We start from the raw sequence: 25,598 nt of genomic DNA, 5'->3' as shown, positions 1-25,598 counted from the left end.
CCTTAATCCTCTTGTTCGTCTTCATCTAAAGAACGGCCTGCATTGCGCGCGCGCTCTTTATCTTTGTTTAGCGTTTCATCCACTAAATTGCTGATACGAATACCTTCACTCAATGAACCATCGCGAACAAATTTGATCGCAGGTACAGCACGCATACGCATGCGATTCGCCAGTAAAGTGCGGATGTAACCTTTGTTTTCTTCTAGGATCGACAAGTAGTTGTCCATGACTTCTTCGTCGTTCTCAAAAAAGGTCACGTAAATTTTTGTGTATGCTAAATCGCGAGATACTTCAACAGCGGACACAGTCACCATGCCCAAACGCGGGTCACGATTCTTGAACTCATTCTGTAAAATACTGGCGATCTCTTTATGGATTTGCTGACCTACGCGGTCGGTGCGAGAGAATTCTCTTGCCATTTTAATCTCCTAAAGCATTAAATGATGCTTTTGTTAAGACAAAACGGAGGCCTAAGCCTCCGTTTTAATTCAATACTAATAACGCGCTAACATTTTATATTGGCGAATTATAGTTCACGCTCAACTTGAACGATTTCAAATACTTCGATTTGGTCGCCCACTTTAACGTCGTTGTAGTTCTTCACGCCGATACCACACTCAACACCGTTACGTACTTCTTGTACGTCATCTTTGAAGCGTCTTAGTGATTCAAGCTCACCTTCGTAGATAACGACGTTTTCACGTAACACGCGGATTGGGTTGCTACGTTTAATCGTACCTTCAACCACCATACAACCGGCAATTGCACCAAGTTTAGGTGATTTAAATACGTCACGTACTTCAGCCAAACCAATGATTTCTTGTTTGAATTCAGGGGCTAGCATACCGGTCATCGCCATCTTGACTTCATCAATCAAGCTATAGATAACACTGTAGTAGCGCAAATCGATTTCTTCGGCTTCAATCACGCGTCTTGCACTTGCATCGGCACGTACGTTGAAACCCACCACGATCGCACTAGATGCAGCCGCTAAGCTGGCGTCAGTCTCAGTAATACCACCAACACCACTGCCTACTATGTTCACTTTCACTTCAGAAGTAGACAATTTGGTCAATGAATCAGAGATTGCTTCAACAGAGCCTTGAACGTCGGCTTTAAGCACGATGTTAAGTTCGCTAACATCACCTGCTTCCATGTTCGCGAACATGTTTTCAAGTTTCGCTTTTTGCTGCTTAGCCAGTTTAATTTCACGCTGCTTAGCATTACGTTTAGTCGCTACTTCACGCGCTTTACGCTCATCTTGTACCACTAGCGCGTCTTCACCAGCCACGGGAACACCCGACAAACCTAGTACTTCTACTGGTGTTGAAGGCCCTGCGATGGCAACGTCTTTACCGTTTTCATCACGCATAGCGCGTACACGACCGTACTCAATACCACACAGCAAGATATCGCCGGCCTTAAGTTGACCTTCTTGCACCAAGACAGAAGCCACTGGGCCGCGTCCTTTGTCCAAGCGAGACTCGATAACAATACCTTTAGCAGAGCCTGTAGGCGGCGCTTTCAAGTCTAGTAATTCAGCTTGTAGGCTAATCGCTTCAAGCAACGCGTCGATACCTTCACCTGTTTTAGCAGAAACGTTAACGAACTGGTGTTCTCCGCCCCACTCTTCTGAAATCACTTCTAGTTGTGACAATTCAGTCTTAACACGATCTGGATCGGCGCTTTCTTTATCCATTTTGTTAACAGCAACAATCAAAGGGACACCAGCTGCTTTGGAGTGCTGAACCGCTTCTTTTGTTTGTGGCATTACACCATCATCTGCTGCAACAACCAAAATAACGATATCGGTTGCTGTGGCACCACGTGCACGCATAGCAGTAAATGCGGCGTGACCTGGAGTATCTAGGAAAGCAATTCGGCCGTTGTCAGTTTCAACACTGTAAGCACCGATATGCTGAGTAATACCACCTGCTTCACCCGCAGCGACTTTCGCGCGACGAATGTAATCTAGCAATGATGTTTTACCATGGTCAACGTGACCCATAATCGTTACAACTGGTGCACGCGACGCAAGCTCAGACGATATTTTGTCAGCCAACAATTCGTCTTCTAAGGCGTTATCGTTCACTAATTCGTATTTGTGGCCCATTTCTTCCACTACGAGAACCGCTGTTTCTTGGTCTAGAACTTGGTTAATGGTCGCCATCTCGCCCATTTTCATCATCGCTTTGATGACTTCAGTCGCTTTAATGGCTAACTTGCTAGCTAAGTCACTCACCGTGATCGTTTCGCCTAGACGAACGATACGCTCAACTGGCTGCGCTGGCTTGTTAAACGCATGCTTAAGGTCTGAACCTGCATTGCGTTTTGACTTTTTACGACGACGTCCGCCACGCTCGATTTTAATATCATCAGCATCTTCAGCTTCTTGTGCGTAGCGATTACTGTGCACATGTACTTCTTCCGCTTCTTGCTTCTTACGACGCTCTTCTTCTTCTTTCCAGCGACGTGAGTTTTCTTCAGCAAGTTTGCGCGCTTCATCAGCGGCTTTTTTCGCATCTTCTTCAAGCTTACGTTGAGACTCTTGTTCTTGCTTCTTACGGATATTTTCCGCTTCAGTGCGAACACGCTCTTGTTCTGCTTTTTCTTCAGGGCTTAACGCTGACTCTTCGGCTTGACGCGCTTCTGCTTCTTTTTTCGCTTTTTCAGCACGGGCAAGACGTTCAGCCTCCGCTTTCGCTTTAGATTCAGCGGCTTTCTTCGCTTTCTCTTCAGCAGCTTTTTTCGCTTCTTCTGCGGCCGCTTTTTCAGCTTCAAGTTGCGCTTGTTGCTCTGCTAGAGCGCGCGCTGTTTCTTCTTCTGCCAAACGTGCTTCTTCCACATCAGTACGTTTAACATAAGTACGCTTTTTACGTACTTCAACTGTGACCGCTTTCGACTTACCCATATTCAGAGTACTGGTCGTTTTGCGTTGTAATGTCATTCGCTTAGGCGCTTCAGAGCCCGTACCGCCATGTTGTTTGCTTAAATAATCCAACAGCTGACGTTTTTCATCTTCAGTCACGTTTTCATTTGCCGCTTTAACAATATCAGCATCTTTAAACTGCTTAACTAAGCGGTCAACCGAAGTGCCGATATCGGCGGCGAGTTTTTCAATGGATACTTCTGCCATATTCGTAATTCCTCTTGGTGACCCTATTCTTCGTTAAACCAGACAATGTTACGTGCAGCCATAATTAACTGGCCCGCTTTTTCTTCGTCTAGTTCTTCAATATCGCTGATCTCATCTACGCCTTGCTCCGCAAGTGCTTCAAGATCGGTAATGCCGCGACTTGCCAATGTGTAGGCAACATGGCGTTCCATACCGGCTAAACTTAATAGCTCTTCTTTTGGTTCAGAGGCTTCCAATGTCTCTTCGTTCGCTAACGCTTGCGTGGTGAGTGCTGCGCGCGCTCTGCTACGTAAATCATCAACAATGTCTTCATCAAGACCGTCTATTTCAAGTAGCTCATTAATGGGTACATAAGCGATTTCTTCAAGCGTAGAGAAACCTTCATCAACCAATACCGCTGCAAACTCTTCGTCAATATCAAGACCATTAACGAACACAGCTAACACTTTTGAATTTTCTTCATCGTGTTTGTTGTTTAAGTCTTCAACCGTCATCACGTTTAATTCCCAGCCAGTAAGCTGAGCGGCTAAACGGACGTTTTGACCACTACGACCAATCGCCTGAGCTAGATTGTCAGATTCAACCGCAACATCCATGGTGTGGTTATCTTCATCAACAACGATGGATGCAACCTCAGCCGGTGCCATTGCATTGATAACGAATTGTGCTGGATTGTCATCCCACAATACGATGTCTACTCGCTCGCCACTTAATTCGCTGCTGACTGCTTGTACGCGTGAACCACGCATACCTACGCAAGCACCTACTGGGTCAAGACGTTTATCGTTGGTTTTAACCGCGATTTTAGCGCGAGAACCAGGATCGCGAGCAGCAGCCTTAATTTCTAAGGTTTCTTCTGCGATTTCAGGCACTTCCAATCTAAACAACTCAACCAGCATGTCTGGGTGCGTACGGCTCACAAACAATTGAGCACCGCGCGCTTCAGGGCGAATGACGTACAATAATCCACGTACTCGGTCACCTGGGCGGAACGTTTCACGAGGTAACATATCGTCACGGTAAATTACGCCTTCCGCGTTGTTACCCAAGTCTATGATGATGTTGTCGCGATTGACCTTTTTAACGGTACCAGTGACTAAGTCACCCACACGCTCTTCGTATTCAGCCATCACTTGGGCGCGCTCAGCTTCACGTACTTTTTGTACGATAACTTGCTTAGCCGTTTGTGTGGTTATACGGTCAAATTTGATTGATTCGATTTGATCTTCAACATAGTCACCTAGTTGAATGTCAGGCTCATCAATTTGAGCCGCAGAAATAGTCATTTCTGCAAAAGGATTCTCTTGCTTTTGATCATCAGCGATAACCATCCAACGACGGAACGTATCAAAGTCGCCAGTAATACGGTCAATAGCAACGCGTACTTCAATTTCGCCTTCAGTTTTCTTTTTAGTAGCACTTGCAATGGCAAACTCTAACGCTTCAAAGATTTTTTCTCTTGGAACTTGTTTTTCATTTGAAACGGCTTCCGCCACTAACAAAATTTCTTTATTCATGATTGCCTCACTGATTATTCTTTAGCAAAAGCCTTAATGGCCATCTACTCAATCAAACGTTGGAACAACATTGCCTTTTTCAATATTGGCAAAGGCCAATACAAATTCTTGGTTGTCCACTTCTATGGTTAACATGCCATCGGCTTCGGACAATAACTTACCTTTAAAGTTACGTCTGTCTCCCATTGGCATCTTTAATCGTAATGTGACGACTTCACCCACTGATTCGATATAATGTTGTAACTTAAATAAGGGACGTTCCATGCCCGGCGAGGACACTTCTAAGTTGTATTCGGTATTAATCGGATCTTCTACATCAAGTACGGCACTCACTTGATGACTCACTTCTGCACAATGATCGACTGAAATACCGTCAGGGTGATCAATGTAAACGCGCATGGTTGAATGTTTTCCAGCGCGAACAAATTCAATCCCCACCATTTCAAAGCCAAGCGCTTCAACAGGTGCGGTCAACATTTCAGTTAATTTCTGTTCTAGTTGTGACAAAACTCACGCTCCAAAAACGAAAAAAGGGCCATAAGCCCAGAATAAATTAAAAACAGGATAAAAAGGATAACAAAAAGCCCCGTACAAGCGGGGCTTTTTGTTTCTGGACCCTAGTCCACTATTCTCACTGAAAATTGGCTGAATGCCAAGTTTCAAAAAGTGGTTGCGGGAGCAGGATTTGAACCTACGACCTTCGGGTTATGAGCCCGACGAGCTACCAGACTGCTCCATCCCGCGCTTGAAATCTTTTTCGATAAGGACACTATGCATTGCGTGTCGCGTCTCGAGTGGGGCGTATTATACATAGCTAACCGAAACGCGCAAGTCTTGTGAAGCATAAAACTTAAATAAATCCAGAAGGTTTATTAGATTGTATGCAATTCGTACAAAACCACTGATTACGCAATGCGCTAAGCCAAATTATACAGCTAACTAGACCTGCAAAAGGTCCATCTTAGACGCCAGTTTAAAATCCAATTCACTTAAACCATCAACGTCATGCGTAGTGAGTTTAACCTCCACTTTATTATATACATTGAACCATTCAGGATGATGATTGAGTTTTTCCGCCCAAATGGCGATTTGACTCATCCAGCCGAACGCACGAATAAAGCTCTTAAACTTGAAGTTCTTGGCAAGTTTACCATCGTTAATGTGCCAGTGTTGTTCTGCTGGCAAGCCTTGGTTGAGCGCAATCAACTTAGTTTGCGTTTCACTTTCTGATAATTTATCTACCATGTAATCCTCCTTTTTGCGATTCATTGATTTGTTTCACACTGTCTATCATGCCCTTAGCCAATCAAAATGAAAGCAAAGGCATGATTTACCTAGATGACATTCGGTCACTTAAGTTTACAAAGCGGTAAAACAAAAAAACCTGCCGAAGCAGGTTTTTTATATAAATTACTGAGTTTAGAATTCGACGGCGAAGCGCGCGTATATTTGACGCCCTCTTGGGTCATGCACCTTACTATCAAAGCCACTGTTAGTGAATAACTGTGGCGGCTCTTCATCTGTGATGTTGATACCACCCACAGACAATACATAGTTGTTCTGGGTATCGAACAAAGCTCCCAAATTAACGTTGTACTGAACATCGTAGGTCACTTGGCTATCAACTCCTTTAAACCCTCCTAATCCTTCACATGAACCTGTATTGACGCTGCCATCAGCACAGTTTTGGTCGTCATCATAACTGTCAATATAACGGGCAAAGATATTGGCAGAATGAGCACCTGAGGACCAATTTAGCCCAAGGTTTAAACGTAGCTCAGGAGAAGAAGTACCTATATTTGTAAAGTTTCTGCGCCCTGCCCCATCGACTTTACCTGCTTGCGGGTCGTTTAGTTCATATTCCAGAATGTAAGTAGCATTGATTGACGGCACAAACATACCAGCGTCCGTATCAATCTTATAACTGGTCACAAAGTCTAGACCAGAGGTTTCAAGAGAGCTTGCATTAACATAAGTATTGTTAACTTGTGTTAACGGGCCGGTTAGTGGGTCACCTGCACGAACAACACGCTCAGTATCGCTTGGGTCTAAGTTTAATACAGCCTGCGGATTTTCTTGAATAATCAAATCCTCAAACTCGAAGTTCCAGTAATCAACTTCAATAGAAAAGTCGCTAATCGGCTCAAATGACACACCAAGGTTGTATGCGGTAGATTCTTCAGGTTTTAAGTCTTCATTACCTACAGTACGCACTGCAGCGAATGCATTTGCACCGATAAGAGGGTCAACGAGTTGTTGTAGTGAGGTCCCGCCACCATTTCTTAAAAATACCGTTGGCGCTCTGAACGATGTTGATATTGAACCTCGTAAAGACAATTGTTCACTGGCGCGATATGAAAAAGCCACTTTAGGATCAATCGTATCACCAATGGTGCCGCCGTAATCTTCGTAACGCACAGCAAGCTGAATATCTAGATCGTCAGTTACCGGTAGTGCCATCTCAGCAAACGCAGCCCACACATCTAATGAGCCGTCAAAGTCAGGGTTACCAATTACAAACGTAAAGCTGTCTTGATTAGCCAGTGCATCGTAATCTTGGCTCAATGACTCTTCACGGTATTGCATACCAAATGCGAGACCTGCCGCTCCGCCATCCATATCAAACACATCGAATGACATAAAGCCTTCAAATACTTGTAAATCAGCTTTTGAATCGATGGTTTCAAGACCCGTAAATGAATCAATTACGTACTGAGAGTTGGGTGCAGTTGTGTACGATGTCGCGAAAGGATTGAAGTATTCGCAATCCCCTTCCCCGGGAGTACCCGTTAACGGATTACATTGTCCACCGCCCAAACCGTTCAACGCTAAGTTAAACTCTGTGTTCAACACATCCGGTACACTGAAGAAAAAGTCGTTGGTAGCATTGGTGTAACTGACTTCCCAAAAACCATGCTCTAGCTCACCTTGCAGCGCAGTGTTAAAACGAAATGTATCGGATTCAGTATTAGCGAAATCAGGTGCTTTACCGTTACCTTCAGCACGGCCGAAAAAGGTCACAGCTTGTCCAAATGGATTTTCAGGATGATCAGCAGGCACAACGGGCCCAGTAAGAATTGGGAAACTTGGTGCGCCACCACGAGATGCACGGTTACGCGCAAAGCTAACTTCTGTGGTCCAACTCATTTCGTCCGTCAATTCATATTCTGCTTTCACATAAGCGTTGAGACGAGATTCATCTGGTACGTATGAATAATCTTTACCGAAATCAAACATACAAAGGCCTACATCTAGGCCAGGCACAGTGCCAGGAGGCGCTAACACATTGGATGCACCACCAAACTCTTCACACCCATAGGGGTCAATAAAGGGTGTAGCACCAATAAAGTACGAGCCTGGATTACCTAACGCACTGCTGTCATCTTGGGGGCGGCTCAAACGACGGTCTTTTATAAATAAAGGGGAACGATTGGTGTAACTTACCGCAGCGATAATGCTGCTATCCTCACTACTGGTGCCCCACAACCCTTGTAGTACATATTCTTTGTTATTGCCGTGCGCACCGTCTTGATAGTCCGCGCTAAGTTTCACGCCGTCATAATTGCGTTTTGTTATAAAGTTAACTACCCCGGCCACAGCATCCGAACCATATAAAGCAGATGCACCATCTTTAATGATCTCCACACGGTCAATCGCAATCATAGGAACGAGTGAGCTAGTATCAACGAAATTTAATCCATTGTTGGTCGGTTGGGCGTTAACCACTTGACGTTTATTGTTTAGCAAAACCAACGTCGATGCCACACCTAGACCACGAAGGTTAATATTTGACGTACCGGCTGTCGCATTTTGCGTAAATGCGTCGGGGTTATTTTCAGCCCCAGTGTTAATGGTTAGCGTTTGGGTAATATCAGCGATATTTTTCGCGCCAAGGGCGTCAATTGCAACGCTGTCCACGACGGACAATGGCGACGGCGATTCAAAGTTTTCACTGCGGCGAACGAAACTACCGGTCACCATGATCATTTCGATGTCTTCTTTTTTCTCTACATCAGCTTCTTGGGCTAATACTGTAGGCGTAGCAAATAAAAACTGTGCGGAAATGGCCGCGGCTAAAGCACTGACTCGTGTATTTATCTTCATTGTGTGTTCTCGAGGTAATTATTAGATTCAAATCGAGCGTGTTAACAACGGACCTTTCCAACCACTCAGACCGCGCGTCAATATTGTCTAATAGTTCTAATTCCAACCAGTAAGTGACTGATTCTCGGGCGCTAAAATAACGCGTCACAATGATAGTAGGGGGGGATTCGCTCGATGTAAACGCAATGTTACTTATATGTAAACATTCGTTCAACTCATGGTCGGACCAGTCTAAAAAAGGAGAGCAATCTAACAGGTAAAAAGATTGCTCATACTAAAGTTTAAGCCAGTAACATCATTAAAAAAGTGCCTACTGCTGCGGGCTTGTCTCTGCCTTTAATTTCTATCTGGGTGTCAAAGCTAAATAAAGTGCCTAACGGCTTCTTTTCTTTCCTAGCAAGAGAAGAGACAAAGCGAATCTCATCGTTGACACGCACAGGCTCCAAAAAGCGTATTTTATCTATCCCGTAGTTCAATACAGTTTGGCTGGCAGAATCGAGCTGAACCATGTGGTAGAAGGACTCAGGCATGAGTGTCACACTCAAATAACCGTGGGCAATAGTAGTTTTAAACGGACTTTCTTTTTCACAGCGCTTAGGATCAATATGTATCCATTGATGGTCACCTGTGGCATCAGCGAATAAGTTTATTCGCGCTTGATCTATTTTTAACCAAGCGCTTGGCGCTAACTCTTCACCGACTTCAATTTGTAATAAACCCTTGGCCATCATTGGCTCCTTTAGATTGTAGTTTGGTCATGCTTACGCTAGCACCCAGTCTCTGGAGAAGACAACTCACCTGAATTTATTTAGATGTATAAACTAAGTATGAGGAAAAAACTCGCGCATTAAATGAAATACATTGTTGATATATAGTAAACATTCACGCTCGTGATGACTCTGGTACTAGTCTGGTGGGTAGGTGCTGTGTTCCATGTGATATTTTCTAACAAAAGAAATTTATTCCTACTTTTAGGGTCTGCATATAGACGCAATTAGACGTCAATAATCACCAAGAGGACCCAAATGGTTAGACATTGGTTAGTTATCGCACTTTTATCTTGTGTCTCACGTGTCACCCAAGCCTACTGCATAGATGATTGGGCATGTTTTGAAAAGGTTAAGCACGACGAGGTAATAGAATACTGGTTAAGCAACAACAAGCCCTACCCCATCACCTCTACGCTCGATGTGAGAACACAAAACCTTAAAACCGAGAATGCAGCTAAAGAGCGATACATCAAAACATTGGTTTTAGGACCCTTAGAGCGCGTTAAAATTTTGACGTTGCAGCCGATTGATAGCGCTCGCCCATTGCACAGCAAAGAAGATTTTTACTGGACCCCAGGTATCGAAGACGCCCAACACGATGATAGTTACCAATATGCGTTACCTTATGGAAAGGGCCAGACATTTAGGGTCGTGCAAGGATTTAACGGCGGCTATAGCCACCAAGGGGCATCGCGATACGCTGTGGATTTTGCAATGCCAATAGGTACGCCTATCCATGCGGCACGTGGTGGTCAGGTGATCGACTTACAGCAAAAACATGACAGAGGTGGTGCCGCTAGGAGTTTTGCCAGATACGCTAATTTCATCACTGTACTGCACGATGACGGCACGACAGGTGAATACTATCATTTGCGCCTAAATGGTGTAGTGCCTACCCTTGGACAAGATATTAAACGAGGACAACTTATTGGTTATTCAGGCAATACCGGCTTCTCCTCCCTGCCCCATTTGCATTTCGCTGTCTATCAAGCCAAAAGTTTTGGTAAGTACCAATCAATAAAAATAACATTCAAGAAGTGACCCGCCAGTTCCCTGTAGTATCATCGTGTAAATTACCTACCAGCAAAAGCTAGGGCGTTTTTTATTTTATCCACGTTTAATCATCACTTCTATTTTCAAAAACAAACCTTATCCAACTGATTTGACTAGTCCTTTGTATGCTAAAACGGAACTTTTGTGTAAAAAAGTTTACATGTCACTGAGCGTTCTAAGCACCTATATCCTGAAGATAAATTTGATCTATTTTAGAAATTGCGTAGTATTAATTACAACTGGTCAGATGAGCGGATGAGTAACCATCATGAGTATTAGAACAAACCTTAAAAAAGTATTACCTGCAATTTCTTTAACAGAGCAAGAAGCGTTAGACGCGGGTGATGTATGGATTGAATCATCCATCTATCGTGGTACCCCTGATATGCAAGCCTTGCGTGCCATTCCTAAAGCGACTTTGAGCGCAGATGAGCAAGCTTTCTTAGACGGTCCAGTACAAGAGCTATTGGAAATGGTAGATGATCACGAACTGCAAAACGGTCATCATTTACCACAGAATCTGTTGGACTTTTTATCAGCAAATAAGTTTTTCGCTTTGATTATTCCCAAGAGATTTGGTGGATTAGAGTTTTCTCCTTATGCTAATTCAACCATAGTCGCGACAATTGCAGTAAAAAGCAGCGCGGTTGCGGTAACCGTCATGGTGCCTAACTCATTAGGACCGGGCGAATTGCTAATGCATTACGGTACTACAGAGCAACAAGACCACTGGTTGCCCAATTTAGCTGTAGGTAAAGACATTCCATGTTTTGCACTGACCAGCCCTGAGGCAGGCTCAGATGCGGGTGCTATTCCTGATACAGGGATTGTGACCAAAGAAATGTACGAGGGCAAAGAAGTAATTGGCTTATCGGTGACTTGGGATAAGCGTTACATTACGCTTGCGCCTATCGCTACGGTACTTGGCTTAGCCTTTAAAGTATTCGACCCCGACCATTTATTGGGTGACAAAGTGGAGCTGGGTATCACGTGCGCGCTTATCCCTAAGTCACACCCTGGTGTTGAGCTAGGTAATCGTCACGATCCTATGGGTATTCGTTTCTATAACGGCACCACGCGAGGTAACAAAGTATTCATCCCAATGGACTTCATTATTGGCGGTCAGAAAAACATTGGTCGTGGATGGCAAATGCTTGTCAGTTGTTTGGGTGCGGGACGCGGTATCTCACTTCCAGCAATGGGCGTGGCATCAGCACAATCTGCTTTGAAGTCTACCGCAGAATATTCGTTTGTTCGTGAACAATTCGGCGTGCCAATTGGGCGTTTCGAAGGAATTCAGGAAAAACTTGCTGATATAGCGGGTAAAACGTTTGTTTTAGAAGCCATGCGTGTATTGACCACAGAAGGCCTAGGTTTAGGCCTTAAGCCTTCAGTTGTAACGGCAATGGCTAAATACCACATGACTGAATTAGGTCGTGATGTGTGTAACACCGCGATGGATATCCAAGCCGGTAAAGCGATTCAACGAGGGCCGCAAAATACCTTAGCGAATGGTTATGCAGCGCAACCCATTGCCATTACGGTTGAAGGTGCAAACATTTTAACCAGAAGCTTAATGATATTTGGTCAAGGCGCAATGCGCTGTCATCCACATATGAAAGAAATGGTTGATCTTATTCACAGCGATGAAGCCTCAGCAGACAAAGAGTTTAATAAAGTGTTGGGTAAAACCATCAGCTTCAGTGTTAAGAATTCGTTGCGCAGCTTCAGTAAAAGCTATTTAACCTTTACGCGCGGCGCGCAATCTAGCTTGCCTGAAGTGAAGCCATACGAAAAACGCATGAACGCTTTATCAGCCAAACTAGCACCTCTTGCTGATTTATCGCTACTTGTTCTTGGCGGTGATTTGAAGAAAGCCGAAATGCTATCGGCACGTTTGGGTGATGTGATGAGTTACTTGTATGCCTCCATGGCGGTGGTTCGTTTTTACGAGCAACGGGTAACAAACCGAGTTGAAGCCAAGCCTTATTTCGAATACGCCATTCAGTGGTGTTTATTGCAGGGTGAGCAGGCTTTGAATGAATTCGTCAGTAACTTCCCGAACACAGCCACTCGTGGTTTGATGCGTGTATTAACTAACACTTATACGCGCTCAGTTCCGGCCATATCTGACAAATTAAAACGACAGCTTTCTGATGCCACTATGGCGCAAAGCTCGATCATGGCAGATTTAACCCACTTGGTTAAGGTTATTCCTGGTGATGGTAATCACATCAACCAAGAAGCATTTGCTGCAAAGCACGATGTCATGCCTATTCTTAAAGTTGTGCAAAAAGCACTCCGTAAGGATCCAGTGGTCCCGTTTGTTTCCTTTGAAAATGCAGTGACTAAGCTGCATGAAAACGGTGAACTAAGCGCAAACGAATACGCTCGCGTAATCGATTATAATAATAAGCGACAATTAGCCGTGCGTGTTGATGAGTATACCTTTGATATGGAACTGCTTGATGCAAATCAACAGCTCGTCAAAGGTGAACAAGAAGCGCACACAGACGCCGCGTAAAGCAGGCAGGGGAAGCGAAAAGGGGATGATATTTATATCATCCCCTTTTTTTTGATTTTAGCCCGCAATGGTTCTAGCGATCTTTACCCGCTCTATTTCTAGCGCTACGCCAGTGCACGAATTTCAGCCAGCGCCAATTCTATTTCCTGTTCGTTGTTCAGCAAGGATGGTGCGAAGCGCGCATAGCTTTTCCGATAAGGCGTACTGCTCATAATAATACCTTTAGCATGCATCTTTTCTACTACGGCTTGCGGCGCAAGTCCCTTCACGTCGAAACACACTAGGCCAGATGAAAGCGCACTGTCATGGGGTGTATACAATGTCACATGCGACATTTCTGCTAACCCTTTCTTGGTTTGCGAATTAAGTTGATGGATGCGCTCTTGTACGTTCGCCTTGCCCAACAGAAGGTGTAATTTGAATGCCTCTGGCAAAGCCCAGCGATGCTCGAATGAGTGAAAACCCCCAGGGGACATATGATCGCCAATCGGCACGTTATCTTGCGTCGTTGACCCTAGCCAAACATTGTAAGACTCACTGAAACTAGGAATAACCGGCTCGCTTTGATCCCACGCCCGTTCATTTCCCCACACAACACCTGTGCCCCTTGGGCCAAATATCCATTTGTGAGTGCCAGCGACGAAAAAGTCACACCCTAACTGGCTAATATCTTGATCCTCAATACCAAACCCGTGAACGCCATCAATGCAAAACAGTATCTGTTGATCGCCTTTACGCTGCTGATTAATCTTGATGATGGTATCTGCCATAGCCCGAATAGGCAGCTTTACACCAGTGGATGAATGCACCCACGTAGCCGCAACCACTTTTGTTTGCCTGCCAATAGCATTGCGCAATCGCTTTAACACCTGATCCACGTTGACTTGCGCTGGCTCGTCATACAGAGCGATGCGCTTAACCGTGGCCCCAGTGCGTTTAGCCCGGTGCACCAACGACATATCAGTGGAGTAATGGTCGTGCACGGTTTGCAGAATTTCGTCCCCTTGCTGCAATTTTAATCCACTATAAATCAAGCCTAACCCCATAGTGGTGCTGTCGGTTAACGCGATGTGTCGAGCTTCTCCTCCCATATAATCAGCCGCGGCTTGGGTTATTTCACCGTCAATAGTGAGAAAGTGCTCATGCCAGTAATCCGAAGGGTTCTCATCAAATGCTTGTCTGTGCTTTTCGATGGCTTGAGAAACTGGTGCGGGATGCGACGCTAACAAGAATGTTGATAGCTGAATGTAGTCCCGAGTCAATGGAAACAAATTACGTAAGGCTTGCCAATCACTCGGTGCAGGAAAACTACTTGTGTTTGCTATCTTAGGTACTGTATTTGGTCCTGCTTTTAATAAAGACGATATGCTCACCAAACCTGCTCCGGCGCTCAGCCCCAATGCATGTAAAAACTGACGTCTTAACATATAAATCCTCCTTTCTTATCTCGCCGCTCCTAAGGCTAAAAGAACACATTTACAACGCGTTAAGCCATGGAGTAATAGGCATAAGTGTAGGGCAATACTGGAACTTCGCTTTTTTAGAGCATCAATATAGTGCTCAAAAATACGTCAAAAAGATAAACAGGATGAAATGGGATTGGACAAAAATAATGTCACTAACAAGAAAAGATACGATCGGTAAAGCTGAAAACGAGAATACTGAATCACTCAGCACTGTGCCCCTCGAATGGTGGCACAGTGCTCATGTTATTATGCTTGCAAGATTTATTTCACTTCCATATGCGGCGAGCGGTAAACAATCTCATCGTTGAGATCGATACCAATGCCTGGGGTTTCACTGACTTCGAAAAAGCCATTAACGGGCTGAGGGTCTTGAATACACAATTCGCGATTCCAGTCTTTAATGGCGTAAGTATGATGCTCGTGAATCAAAAAGTTAGGGATAGCAGTCTCTAAATGTAAGCTCGCCGCCGTCGCCACGGGGCCACCACACACATGGGCCTGAATGCGTACGTCATACACATCAGCGTAATCACAGACTTTTTTGGCTTCAGTGAAACCACCGCATAAGCCAATGTCGGGCTGCAATACGTCTAGGCTTTGATCTTCTAAATACGGTCTAACCCCCCAACGATTATATAAACGCTCACCACCAGCAATGGGCACATTCACGCGCTTAGCGACTTTATCGTGTAGTTTAGAATTCAAGTAGTTAACTGGCTCTTCATAATACAAACAACCAATGTCTTCGACCATTTCACCTAACTGAATGGCCGTGGCAACACCGGGTAAACTGTGGCATTCAAAAATAATATCTACGTCGTCACCTACCGCATCACGGATGGCTTGCAACCGCGCTCTGAACAAGCGCATTTCTGGCTGAGTAAATAACTTGGTGCGATCAAAGTGCCCTGCCCCGTTTTTATCGTAAACAATCGGGTCAACTTTAACAGCGTCATAGCCTTCAGCCACGGCTTTCTCAGCTGCGCGTCCGTAATCAACAGGGTCGTTCAAGCGGGTAACCTCTTTATCCCAATCGAATTGTAATTGGCTAGCATAAGTGCGAAGTTTATCGTTGGTTTTTCCACCCAATAATTGGTACAAAGGTACATTTAGCGCTCTGGCTTTAATGTCCCATAATGCCGTATCGATTGCGCTCATAGCCGCATAAAACACTGGGCCGCCACCTAATCCCCAAAAACCTTCTCTGAGCATTTTACTCCACAGCAGTTCGGTATTGACCGGATTGAAACCGATCAGTAATGCTTCTGCAATTTCCTTAATCATATGCGCAGCAGCACTGTGTCCCCAGTCGTATGCAAGACCAGCCTCCCCTACGCCTGTTATCCCTTCATCTGTATGAATACGAATAAAAACGGGGTTCCACACTGTGCGTTTTGGGCACTCGATATCAAAAATTTCAACGCGGGTAATTTTCATTAATTCTATTCCTGAAAGTAATTATTCTTGTCTTTAATGTGTATTTTGTTATTCGCAAAAACTCGGATCGAGCTTGTAAGCTTTACGTAACATGGCAGGCCAGGCTTTTTGGCCGCCGGTTTGCCCACTGTGAACCACATTAGCTTGAGCATATATGCCATCGACTATGGCCTGTGGAATTTCAATAACCGATTGATTTGCTTGTAGTAAATCCATCTGAATCTCACATGCGCGCTGCAAATCATAAAAGCGCATAAAGGCATCCCCCACCGTTGGGCCTAATGTCAAACCGCCATGATTATGTAAAAGCATATGGTTGTTGTTAGCTAAATCATCTTGCAGGCGCCTTTTCTCCTCGGCATTAACCGCCAGACCTTCATATTCGTGGTAGCTCATGGACGACAAGGAGAACATCGCGTATTGGCTCCATGGTTGCAAACCATCTTTTAGGCTGGCAACGCTGATCGTCGCTTTGGTATGCAAATGAATGACGCATTGCGCATCATGTCTCACTTCATGAATAGCGCTATGAATGGTAAAACCAGCAGGATTAATAGTATACGGCGAACCATCTAAGATATTGCCTTTTAAATCCACTTTCACTAGGTTCGAGGCGGTGACTTCTTCAAATGTTAACCCAAAAGGATTAATCAAATACTCATCTGTACCGGGAACACGCGCAGAAATATGGGTATAAATAAGGTCGCCCCAGCGAGCGTCTGCAACGAGTCTGTAACATGCAGCTAGATCAACGCGAGTTTGCCACTCAACATCGGACACTTGCCCTTTTAAGCTTCTATCTGATAACGCAAACACCTTATCTCCTTACTATTCAAATTAAGCGTCAAATCGCTCTAGCTATTGTCGTTTCGTTTTACTGCGCCCTGAAAATTAGCCTCAAAAGACCGGCGCGCATATTATCAACATACTTATTATCAACATAAGCTCTGTTTTCACTAAGCTGAGTACTGCTGTCATAAAACAACTATGATAACTGAGTGACAAACAATATCCGAGACCTATAGGAATTACCTTATGGTTTTTAAATATAGATATTTGCCTTTGCTGCTAACATCAGTCCCGTGGCACAATAACAGTATTAATGTTTACAAGATTACGCGTCCATTTGAGTCCTGTAAAAAGCCAGTGGGTACGTTAACAAAACAGGTGAATTATCATGAAAGCAGGCGCATGCCATATCTTGGTCAAAACTGAAAAAGAAGCGCAACAATTGAAAGCGCAATTAGACAAAGGCGCGAACTTCCAACAACTCGCTAAAAAGCATTCACTGTGTCCATCAGGCAAAAAAGGGGGTGATTTAGGTGAGTTCAGCCCAGGCACTATGGTTAAAGCCTTTGACAGCGTAGTATTTAAAAAAGAGATTTTGACCGTACATGGGCCAGTCAAAACTCAATTTGGTTACCACCTAATCAAAACCCTCTATCGCGGTTAATAGAAGAACTACAGAAGACAGGGCGAGGCTTGTAACCAATTTAGCGGGTCATATTTTGTGGTAGCACACGTCATGTGCAGCGTAAAAGCATGGCGTGATTTCTCCGAGCGATTTGGCGCACTAAAATGCGGCAGTAACCCATCAAATACCACTAGCGAACCTTTCTTTACCTCTAAAGGTTTTGCATCTTCATCTTTTGGCCAAGGCGTGTTATCTAGCACTTTTAATTCTGTGCTGTCATCGGTAAAGCGCATAAATTGCTCGCGCAGAGGCGTATCACTGCCATCGGCCTTAACTTGTAAGCAGCCATTTTCAATTGTGGCATCTTCCACTGCAAACCAAAATGTCACTACGGACAAGGGGTCGCTTAGGAAATAGGTGCCGTCTTGATGCCAGCGGATCACTCCTCCTATCCTCGGCTGTTTAAAAATATACATAGATTGATGAATTTGCGGTTTGAATAACCCTATATCTCTTGCTAATTGTCTGATCCTAGGATCGTGGCTGAATGCTTTAAATACGGGGTTTAGCGTGTGCAGGGCATGGCCAATTTTGTTAATGCTTACTGCCTTAGCTTGCTTCAAGTCGCCTTTCTCGTCGAAGGCTTCCTCTTCAAAAAAGCAGCGGATTTTATCGCCTGATTGTAAGAAGTAATCATCTCTTGATTTGCTCTGATCTTGGGTAGAAAAAACAGCACGAGTTGAATTAGGGTCGAACAACTCAACAATAGATTCAGCTTCACTTTTTAAAGAGGCCATTTCTGCCGTGGAAAAAAGCTGGTTTAATACGATATACCCTTGGGCTCGAAATTCATTTTTCTGATCGACAGACAGCATAGAGACCTCACACTTTGTATCAAAATTTCTTGCAAAACAGTATATTATCTTGCGTTCAAGTCAAGAGCAGGTCTTGTCTTGATTCTCCCTTTTGCTCATATACATCGCTTGATCTGCTTTTTGCAGCATTTCACTAACGCTTATTTCGTTATCACTGAACACCACACACCCCACACTGGCGGTGACTCGGATCTGCGCACTGTCGGTACTGATATTAATATTCTTTAAGCGTTTCGTAACACGTTCTCTTAATATTTCTGATTGACGTTCATCCTCAAATTGAGCAAGAGCGACAAATTCATCACCGCCTAGACGGCCAACTGCATCTTGATCTCGCATTTGTTTACGAATGATTTTAGCCATAATTCGCAGTACTTGGTCTCCTGCTTTATGACCAAAATTGTCATTAATCTCTTTGAAGTAATCTAAATCGATGTACAACAAACATAATATTCCCTGCTGCGTGTTGTGGGTCTTTACGATTTTTTCTGCGGCTTCTTCCCAGCCTCTTCGATTAAAAATTTCACATAGCGGATCCGTCATGGCTTGGGCTTGAGCCAAAATCTTCTCTTGGTTGATGCGCTTTATTCGTTCTGAGGTAGCGATAGCAAGAAGAAAACTCTCAATGGCAAATGAAAACAACAGGCCATAACGCTGTAAAAACGGACTTTGATCACCCAAAAATATCCGGAAAACCATCGCACAACACACAATCAATGAAGCGAGCAGTACAAGGCGAGCGGTGTGTACTCGAACGTAGGAGGCATATGCAATTAATCCAAACGTACACATCAATACGGCCATGGTGGTTCTTGCCATAATGATGGCAAGTAATGTAAACCATTCCCCTCTAGGTAAAAAACACAGCACAATTGAGACACCTAACACGAAAACAGCAGGATACATCACGACATAGCGAGTGAATCGTGACCAACGTCGCTGTAAGCCCAATAAGGTTACAACGAAAATCGTACCGGTAAATACCGTTAAGCCAGCGAATAAAAGGTTTAACCTTATGTTGTTGGTTAGGTTTGCATCAAAGAATAGGTTTATGTTCCCTTCTTGTAACAGGAAAAAAATGCCCGCACAGAGAACGTAGTAGCAATAAAAGTGGAAGCGTTTATCTTTAAGGCTTCTCCCCATCACATACAAATAAAAAACCAGTGTAATGCACAGCCCATAAAACAGGCCCAATAACAAATTATGTTGTTGCCCCGCTAATGCGTAATCTGGCCAAGTTTTGCGAACGAGTGTTAGGCTAAAGTCCCGCTCGGCGTCTATTACTAAACTTGCGTTGTACTGCCCCTGGGGTAAAACAAAAACCAGTTTATTAGCGGCAATTTTCTGCTGCTCTTCATGCTCAATGTGCAAACTTGCTTTGCGTATAGCATTGTTGTTGATAATTAATACACTTTGTTCTTTGACATGACACACTACTGATAGGTGGTTAGTAAATTGTTTAACAGGCACTCTTTTGATTTGATTTAGCGTAAGGGAAAGTGATGTATCATTCTGCTGTTCATGGAATACAAAGCAGGTGTCCTGTTCTTGTGCATAAAGACGATGACTGAATATACTGCATATCAATAGCGCCGCAGATAGATAACAGAGAGAACCAGTAGCAAACTGTCCTTTACTTCTGCCACTTACTAGTACACAGCTGAAAATAGGTTTAAGGATACGGCTACCCCAAAGATTTAGCGTCATGATTACAGACACGTGCACCGCATTAAAATACGTCATACCTAATGTATACACCTAAAATTCAGATTCTTATGTGTTAAATAGCGCATCTAGGGAATTCTCATTTTGGCTAAATGTTAGCGAATTTGACTTACCCTCGGCACTAAAGTCTCAATCCACATGACTTAAAATTAAAAATACTCTTTATTAACAACGATTTAATTACTTGGCACAGGATCTGCCTTGCATTGCTCATTGAGAATTACGCCTAACAAATGATGAGAGATTACGATGAGTTTACCGATCATACTAGTTACAGTCATATTGGCTATTAGTCCAAGTATTGCACTGACCAGTCAAAAAGAAGTTGAAGTTTTCTATTTTGAGAATATTGCGCAAATGCGATATGAAAGTCGCCCATCTGCACTGACTGAAGCCAAGAAGAAGCTAATGCGCCACTTACCCTACAGTAACGATAGCCTATCGACACCAGAGGTTGAAAACCTAAGCCTTATTGGTAACGACGTTAAAAGAAGCTTGCCTATGCAAATGATGTCAGATATTCGCACTGTTCGTACAGATGTTGAATTACCCGAGAGTAGCGTTGTGTTGGGTTCGATTAACACAAACGATGGCAACATAGTGTTAAACGGCGTAACCGTATTTGGTCACATTAAGTCCCTGCAAGGAGATATAAGTTTAACCGGTAATACCGTCGTTTTTGGTAACGTGTTTATTGGCCGGCAGATGAATCAGATTGATGGAAACGAGATGGCGCCGCCCTCTGTGTTTATTAGCGAAGATGTTCGCATAACAGGCAAGTTGATCGCACATCCTTTGGTACAGCTAGCGATTGAAAATGACTAAGCTAGCATAACCTACTATGGTGCGTCGTTGAGTTCATCTTTATAACGGTTCTGCAAAGCGGCACTTAGCAACTTTTAGCAACTAGCACTCTCATTCCGCCCCCTAGTGCGTTGTATTAAAAAGTGTCTATTCACCGTTAATAAACCAAAGTTTCATCTATTAATGCGAAGGTATCAGCCAAGGCAACAGGTCTCGAAAAGTAGAACCCTTGCAGAAATTGGCAATCGTGCTCTTTAAAAAACGCTACTTGCTCTTTAGTTTCTATCCCTTCTGCCACGCAATACATATCAAGGCTTTGTGCCATGCGTAAGATGGTCTCAATCAAAGCCTCGTTATTCTTGTTTATGCCTATGTCATCGACGAAACTTTTATCTACTTTAATCACACTTAACGGAAATTCTTTAAGGTATTTTAAAGACGAATATCCAGTACCGAAGTCATCTAGGGCAATACTGAAGCCGGCTTCCCGTAGGTGTTTCATATAGATAATTGCTTTGTGATAATCTTTCATCAGCGCACTTTCGGTTATTTCAAATCTAACCATCTCTACCGGTAAGGCGTTCGATGCTAAAAAGGCGATCACATCCTTTATAGACTGAAGAGACTCAAAGTGACGGGCCGATAAATTAACGGATAAATACCCATCGAATCCATTGGCTTGCCAATGCTTAAACATAGGAAGCGCCCGTTCCATGGCTTGTAACGTCATACTTTCAATTAAACCAAGCTCTTCCGCTACGGGGATAAAACGCCCGGGAGAAACTTTTCCAGTGTCGGTAAACCAGCGCATTAGTAGCTCAAAGCCGGCAATTTTATTGCGGCTAATATCAATAATGGGTTGATAATAATTTTCAAGCTGTTGATGGCTATGGGCGTACTTGAGGTCACTTTCTAACGCCAACCTTTGCTGGGCGAGGACGTTCATTTTGGCAGTGAAAAATTGAAAGTGACTGCGGCCATTTTCCTTCGCGTGATACATCGCAATATCCGCATTTTGCAAGAGCTCTTGTGCATCTTGCGCATCATCGGGATAGAGCGCGATACCAATACTCGAAGATACGCTCACTAGATGGTTTTCCAGCTGAACCGGGGTATCGATGATTTCAATAATTTGGCTAGCCAAGTGTGTGAGGTCATCAATGGTATGTACATTTTCAATCAGTACCACAAATTCGTCGCCGCCCAATCTGGCAATGGTGTCCTCTTTGCGTAACAAATTAAGTAAGCGGGCGGAAATTTCTTGTAGCAGTGTATCCCCTGCGTTATGTCCCAGACTGTCGTTTACTTGTTTGAATTTATCCAGATCAATAAAAAACAAACCTAACGTGCTTGCTGAACGCTGAGCTTGATAAATCGCATGATCAACACGGTCAAGCAATAGCGCTCTGTTGGGTAAACCAGTAAGTGCATCAAAATTTGCCAGTTTTATTAATGCTTGCTGAGCTTTCTTATGTTCGCTGATATCACTTAAAATAATCAGATAAGAATCAATATCCGTGACATCGTTGATACAGGCGACGGCTTTGATGTATACCAATACATCTCGTACTTCCTCATTTTGTAACATGATTTGGTCTTCACCGCGCCAATCTTCACTTGCTTCTAAACTTTCGAGTTTGCTCCAGAAGCTTAGCAATCCGGCTTGTTGATCGTCATATACAAGCTTGAGTTGCGAGGCAATGTCCTGTTGCTCATCAATATTAAATGTGTTGCAAAAAGCTTGGTTTGCGGCCATTGGTACTGTGTGACGGTTGCACACTAACACCCAGTCGCGCGTGTGCTTGTATGCTTCACCAAACAGACGCAAATCTTCTTGCTCTGCAATGCTGTCCGTAATGTTGGTATAGGTCCCTACAACGCGCTGGTTGTGCTCGCTAGCAACACCCCCTGTCACATTGCCTACATCACGAAACCACAACCAATGCCCGTTGTGGGAGCGCATTCTGTAAGTCACATCAAACACACGATCTTCTTGCTCTAAAAAGCTGTGCCAGCGCGCTAAATACATCTCTTTGTCACGATTATGAATAAGGGATAAGTGCTCTTCTCGTGAGACTGCGCCAGTCTTATTCTCGTAACCTAGCTCATCATGGAAGCGAGAGGCTTGGACCGTGTCACTCTTTTCATCCCACTCCCAAACGTCACTGTTGCTTGCTTGTAGAGCAAGTGTCAGTCGGCCCTTACTTTGGACGGCTTCTTTATGCGCACTTAGCAACCTTTGAGCCTGCAAACTGCGCATTTTCCAAAAAATATAAGCAATTAGGCCGATCAGTAGGGCGTAGTTTAGATAGGCTAAAGGTGAGTTCCAAGGCGCATAATCTACCTTTATTTTGATTTGTGCACTGGGACTTTCCTTGCCGCCAGACATACCAATGGCAGAAACACTGAAAACATATGATCCCGGATCAAGTTTGGGAAAATACACCTGAGGATCGGGTGTACTTGGATAGGTTATGTCTTGTGTCCCACTAAGCCGATATTGATACCGTGTGCTATGTAAGTTAGCAAATTCCAACGTTGAGAATCTAATTCGCAACCCCACATCATCGTAAGCCATGTGTACTTCACTATCTGCTAAATCTATAAGTTTCGATGAGTAAGGCGAGGCTGAAACCTTTATGCCGGTAATTTTGGGCTTTTGCGACGTTTTCTGGCTGTTTGGCAATGTCCCAGGAGTAAACATTACTAGGCCTTTGGGCGAACCGAATACCAGTTTGCCATTTTCAAGTTTTATATTGGCTCCCTGATTGAATTCTTCATTGGCTAAACCGTGAGCGTGGCCGTAGCGTTGCAGTGTCATGAATTTGGGATCGAATTTAAGTAACCCGTTATGAGAGCTTATCCAGATAGCGTTTTCACCATCTGATTGCAAGCTATAAATATTATTCGACGGCAGTAGATTCTCTTTATTAAAGAAATACCTTTGTTCGAAGGTGTCACCATCAAGCCCGACTAAGCCATAGCCTGGGTAGCTAACCCACAAAATATTTTGCTTATCCAGAACCCAGCTATCTGGCCATAAGTTAGCACTTAATTGCTTGTCCAGTTGATGAATAGGCGTTAATTGCTTTAGGTTGATGTCCCACTGAAACATGCCACCTAAGGTACTCAATAGAAGACTATTAGGAGCGCCTGGAAGCGGAGGCATAATACCTCGCAGTAACTTTGTGGTAGCAAGTGCATTAAGTTCTTTAAGTGCAGTGATGTCCTTTGTTTGCAGATTGTAGTAGTAAACACCTTGTTCATATACGAAAAATAAATCGCCGCCTTTCGTTGCGATAGCGCTTTGAATATATTCGTTGAGAATGCGCTCATCGGTTGTTTTTTTGACCTGTATCGTTTCGAGCTTTCTTGATTGAATATGAAAACGGCGTACCCCCTCTCCAGTAAGCAACCATAAGTACCCAGGGTCGGCTGGTAAAATTTGATGAATACTTGATTCTGAATATTGTGCTAGCTCATTAGATGAAACTAAAAAGGTCTCAACAGTTGCCGTTTCAAAATCATAGTAGTTTAGCCCATTGTCGGTGCCTATCCAGTACCCGCTCGGGTCGACTTGCATTAAGGCCCATATATTATTATCGCTCAACGTTTTAGCAAATCGCCCACCGTTGAGATTGAGTAAATTTTGAAAGGATTGCGAAGTACTAACCCAATGCAAAACCCCATCTGAGCGGGTGCCTAGCCATAAATTGCTACTGTCATCGAATGCAATATCGTAAACAACGTCTTGTGACAGTAATAACCTACTGTCTGTGGGTAAAAGTAAATGCTGGGCTTGTCCGGATTGGGCGTCATAAGTGAAAACCCCCTGATCCGTCGGTAGGTAAAAAAGTGAATCATTCAAGGTGCGAATACGCCAAATGTTGCGACTTGCAATTAATGTAGCGAGTGGGTCGGGGGCAATATCCTGGGTAACATAATCAGATATCTGCGCTAAAGAGACACTGTATAACCCCTTTACCGTCCCTATCATCAATGTATCACGACTTTTATCTACGAAAAGAGACTTGACATCTTTTTGCCCTTCATTGCTAAATTCTGCAAATAAAAAGCCTAAATCGAAGCTTTCCTTAAGCTGAGGGGAATATACGAACAAGCGCTCATTGGTGCCAAAAAATAATAAATCGTTATGCCAAACCAAGGTGCGGATATAATAGCCTTTTTCTATCTTATTCGTGGCCATAGAAAAAATGCTTTTTAGGGTATTTGTGTGCGGCTCGTATCGCAGAATTTCCTCATCTGATGCGAGCCAAACTGCGCCGCCGTTATCTTCAGCGATGGCATTAAAACTCTGTTGCCAATCAGCTATGACTTGGGATTTTCGCTTGTCGATTAACCTTGCTTCGCCGCTTGATAAGTTGATCTTGAAAATACCCGCGCTAAATGTCGCGATCCATAAATTGCCTTGGCTATCTTGCATCAGGTCATTTATCGTTTTGGCGCCTAGGGCGACGTTACTCGGTTCGACGACGTCGACTTGATAACCATCGTAACGGTTCAATCCTGTGTCTGTGCCTAGCCATAAGAAACCTTGATCATCTGTGTGCATCACGTTGATCGTGTCTTGACTCAAGCCATTTTCAGTCGTTAATTGAGAGAAAACTGGGGACTTTAATATTGCATGTGAAACATCTGGGACCGCCAGCGCCTTCAAAGAATGAAGCAATATCCACAACCATCCCAACAAACAACAATATTTACCAAACATGCGACTCCGTCTTTCAACCTGCTCGTTACCCCCTCTATTGT

The 25,598-nt window shown here is 43.8% G+C and carries 17 protein-coding genes and 1 tRNA gene; 4 read left to right on the top strand and 14 right to left on the bottom strand.

What is annotated here, in order from left to right; translation table 11 throughout:
* Positions 1 to 2 precede the first annotated feature (2 nt).
* The 8 genes from rbfA to AC0VYA_RS08295 all read right to left on the bottom strand — a co-directional run bounded on the left by rbfA (position 3) and on the right by AC0VYA_RS08295 (position 9,485).
* Entirely contained in the window at positions 3 to 419 is a 417-nt protein-coding gene (gene rbfA, locus AC0VYA_RS08330) for a 30S ribosome-binding factor RbfA (RefSeq protein ID WP_011574522.1), read from the bottom strand.
* Between the two features lie 107 nt (positions 420 to 526).
* Positions 527 to 3,136 carry a translation initiation factor IF-2 gene (gene infB, locus AC0VYA_RS08325; protein WP_011574521.1) on the bottom strand — a complete coding sequence of 870 codons (2,610 nt, stop codon included), beginning with the start codon at positions 3,134 to 3,136 and terminating at the stop codon, positions 527 to 529.
* Between the two features lie 23 nt (positions 3,137 to 3,159).
* Positions 3,160 to 4,653, bottom strand: a complete 1,494-nt coding sequence (gene nusA, locus AC0VYA_RS08320; protein ID WP_011574520.1) for a transcription termination factor NusA — start codon at positions 4,651 to 4,653, stop codon at positions 3,160 to 3,162.
* A gap of 48 nt (positions 4,654 to 4,701) precedes the next feature.
* Positions 4,702 to 5,160 (bottom strand): ribosome maturation factor RimP, encoded by a 459-nt coding sequence (gene rimP, locus AC0VYA_RS08315; protein WP_011574519.1) that lies wholly within the window; start codon positions 5,158 to 5,160, stop codon positions 4,702 to 4,704.
* 160 nt (positions 5,161 to 5,320) lie between these two features.
* Positions 5,321 to 5,397, bottom strand: a tRNA-Met gene (locus AC0VYA_RS08310).
* 195 nt (positions 5,398 to 5,592) lie between these two features.
* A complete protein-coding gene (locus tag AC0VYA_RS08305; RefSeq protein ID WP_475490682.1) occupies positions 5,593 to 5,898 on the bottom strand; it encodes a 4a-hydroxytetrahydrobiopterin dehydratase in 306 nt (101 codons plus the stop codon).
* A 174-nt stretch (positions 5,899 to 6,072) separates the two neighbouring features.
* Entirely contained in the window at positions 6,073 to 8,757 is a 2,685-nt protein-coding gene (locus tag AC0VYA_RS08300) for a TonB-dependent receptor plug domain-containing protein (protein WP_475490681.1), read from the bottom strand.
* Between the two features lie 281 nt (positions 8,758 to 9,038).
* Positions 9,039 to 9,485, bottom strand: coding sequence for a MaoC family dehydratase (locus AC0VYA_RS08295; protein ID WP_011574516.1), 447 nt, complete (start codon positions 9,483 to 9,485; stop codon positions 9,039 to 9,041).
* A gap of 297 nt (positions 9,486 to 9,782) precedes the next feature.
* On the opposite strand from AC0VYA_RS08295, the gene AC0VYA_RS08290 reads away from it, so the two are divergent.
* Together AC0VYA_RS08290 and AC0VYA_RS08285 are read left to right on the top strand one after the other, a co-directional pair.
* Complete coding sequence (locus tag AC0VYA_RS08290; RefSeq protein ID WP_475490680.1) at positions 9,783 to 10,568, top strand: M23 family metallopeptidase; 786 nt, start codon at positions 9,783 to 9,785, stop codon at positions 10,566 to 10,568.
* A gap of 280 nt (positions 10,569 to 10,848) precedes the next feature.
* Positions 10,849 to 13,104 carry an acyl-CoA dehydrogenase gene (locus AC0VYA_RS08285; RefSeq protein ID WP_475490679.1) on the top strand — a complete coding sequence of 752 codons (2,256 nt, stop codon included), beginning with the start codon at positions 10,849 to 10,851 and terminating at the stop codon, positions 13,102 to 13,104.
* A gap of 104 nt (positions 13,105 to 13,208) precedes the next feature.
* Here the strand turns inward: AC0VYA_RS08285 and AC0VYA_RS08280 are convergent, their stop codons facing one another.
* From AC0VYA_RS08280 to AC0VYA_RS08270, 3 genes are all read right to left on the bottom strand, one after another.
* Positions 13,209 to 14,531 carry an aminotransferase class V-fold PLP-dependent enzyme gene (locus AC0VYA_RS08280; protein ID WP_475490678.1) on the bottom strand — a complete coding sequence of 441 codons (1,323 nt, stop codon included), beginning with the start codon at positions 14,529 to 14,531 and terminating at the stop codon, positions 13,209 to 13,211.
* A 300-nt stretch (positions 14,532 to 14,831) separates the two neighbouring features.
* Positions 14,832 to 16,007, bottom strand: a complete 1,176-nt coding sequence (locus tag AC0VYA_RS08275) for a mandelate racemase/muconate lactonizing enzyme family protein (RefSeq protein WP_475490677.1) — start codon at positions 16,005 to 16,007, stop codon at positions 14,832 to 14,834.
* A 48-nt stretch (positions 16,008 to 16,055) separates the two neighbouring features.
* Positions 16,056 to 16,823, bottom strand: a complete 768-nt coding sequence (locus AC0VYA_RS08270; RefSeq protein WP_475490676.1) for a class II aldolase/adducin family protein — start codon at positions 16,821 to 16,823, stop codon at positions 16,056 to 16,058.
* 361 nt (positions 16,824 to 17,184) lie between these two features.
* Between AC0VYA_RS08270 and AC0VYA_RS08265 the strand changes: the two genes are divergently transcribed.
* The gene (locus tag AC0VYA_RS08265) at positions 17,185 to 17,460 is read left to right on the top strand and encodes a peptidylprolyl isomerase (protein ID WP_011574510.1); all 276 of its coding nucleotides are present in this window, start codon (positions 17,185 to 17,187) and stop codon (positions 17,458 to 17,460) included.
* Positions 17,461 to 17,468: 8 nt separating this feature from the next.
* On the opposite strand, the gene AC0VYA_RS08260 is transcribed toward AC0VYA_RS08265, so the two are convergent.
* Together AC0VYA_RS08260 and AC0VYA_RS08255 are read right to left on the bottom strand one after the other, a co-directional pair.
* Positions 17,469 to 18,296: a phytanoyl-CoA dioxygenase family protein gene (locus AC0VYA_RS08260; RefSeq protein ID WP_475490675.1), complete on the bottom strand. Its 828-nt coding sequence runs from the start codon at positions 18,294 to 18,296 to the stop codon at positions 17,469 to 17,471.
* Between the two features lie 60 nt (positions 18,297 to 18,356).
* Entirely contained in the window at positions 18,357 to 20,039 is a 1,683-nt protein-coding gene (locus tag AC0VYA_RS08255) for a sensor domain-containing diguanylate cyclase (RefSeq protein WP_475490674.1), read from the bottom strand.
* A 231-nt stretch (positions 20,040 to 20,270) separates the two neighbouring features.
* On the opposite strand from AC0VYA_RS08255, the gene AC0VYA_RS08250 reads away from it, so the two are divergent.
* Positions 20,271 to 20,846, top strand: coding sequence for a hypothetical protein (locus tag AC0VYA_RS08250; RefSeq protein WP_475490673.1), 576 nt, complete (start codon positions 20,271 to 20,273; stop codon positions 20,844 to 20,846).
* Positions 20,847 to 20,982: 136 nt separating this feature from the next.
* Here AC0VYA_RS08250 and AC0VYA_RS08245 read toward each other — a convergent pair whose 3' ends face one another.
* Entirely contained in the window at positions 20,983 to 25,557 is a 4,575-nt protein-coding gene (locus AC0VYA_RS08245; protein WP_475490672.1) for an EAL domain-containing protein, read from the bottom strand.
* Between the last annotated feature and the right edge of the window lie 41 nt (positions 25,558 to 25,598).

It is taken from the genome of Paraglaciecola sp. QJM3NY_14, from assembly GCF_056173245.1.
Note: the sequence above shows the minus strand (reverse complement) of the source record. Positions and strands in the feature narration are given on the sequence as shown.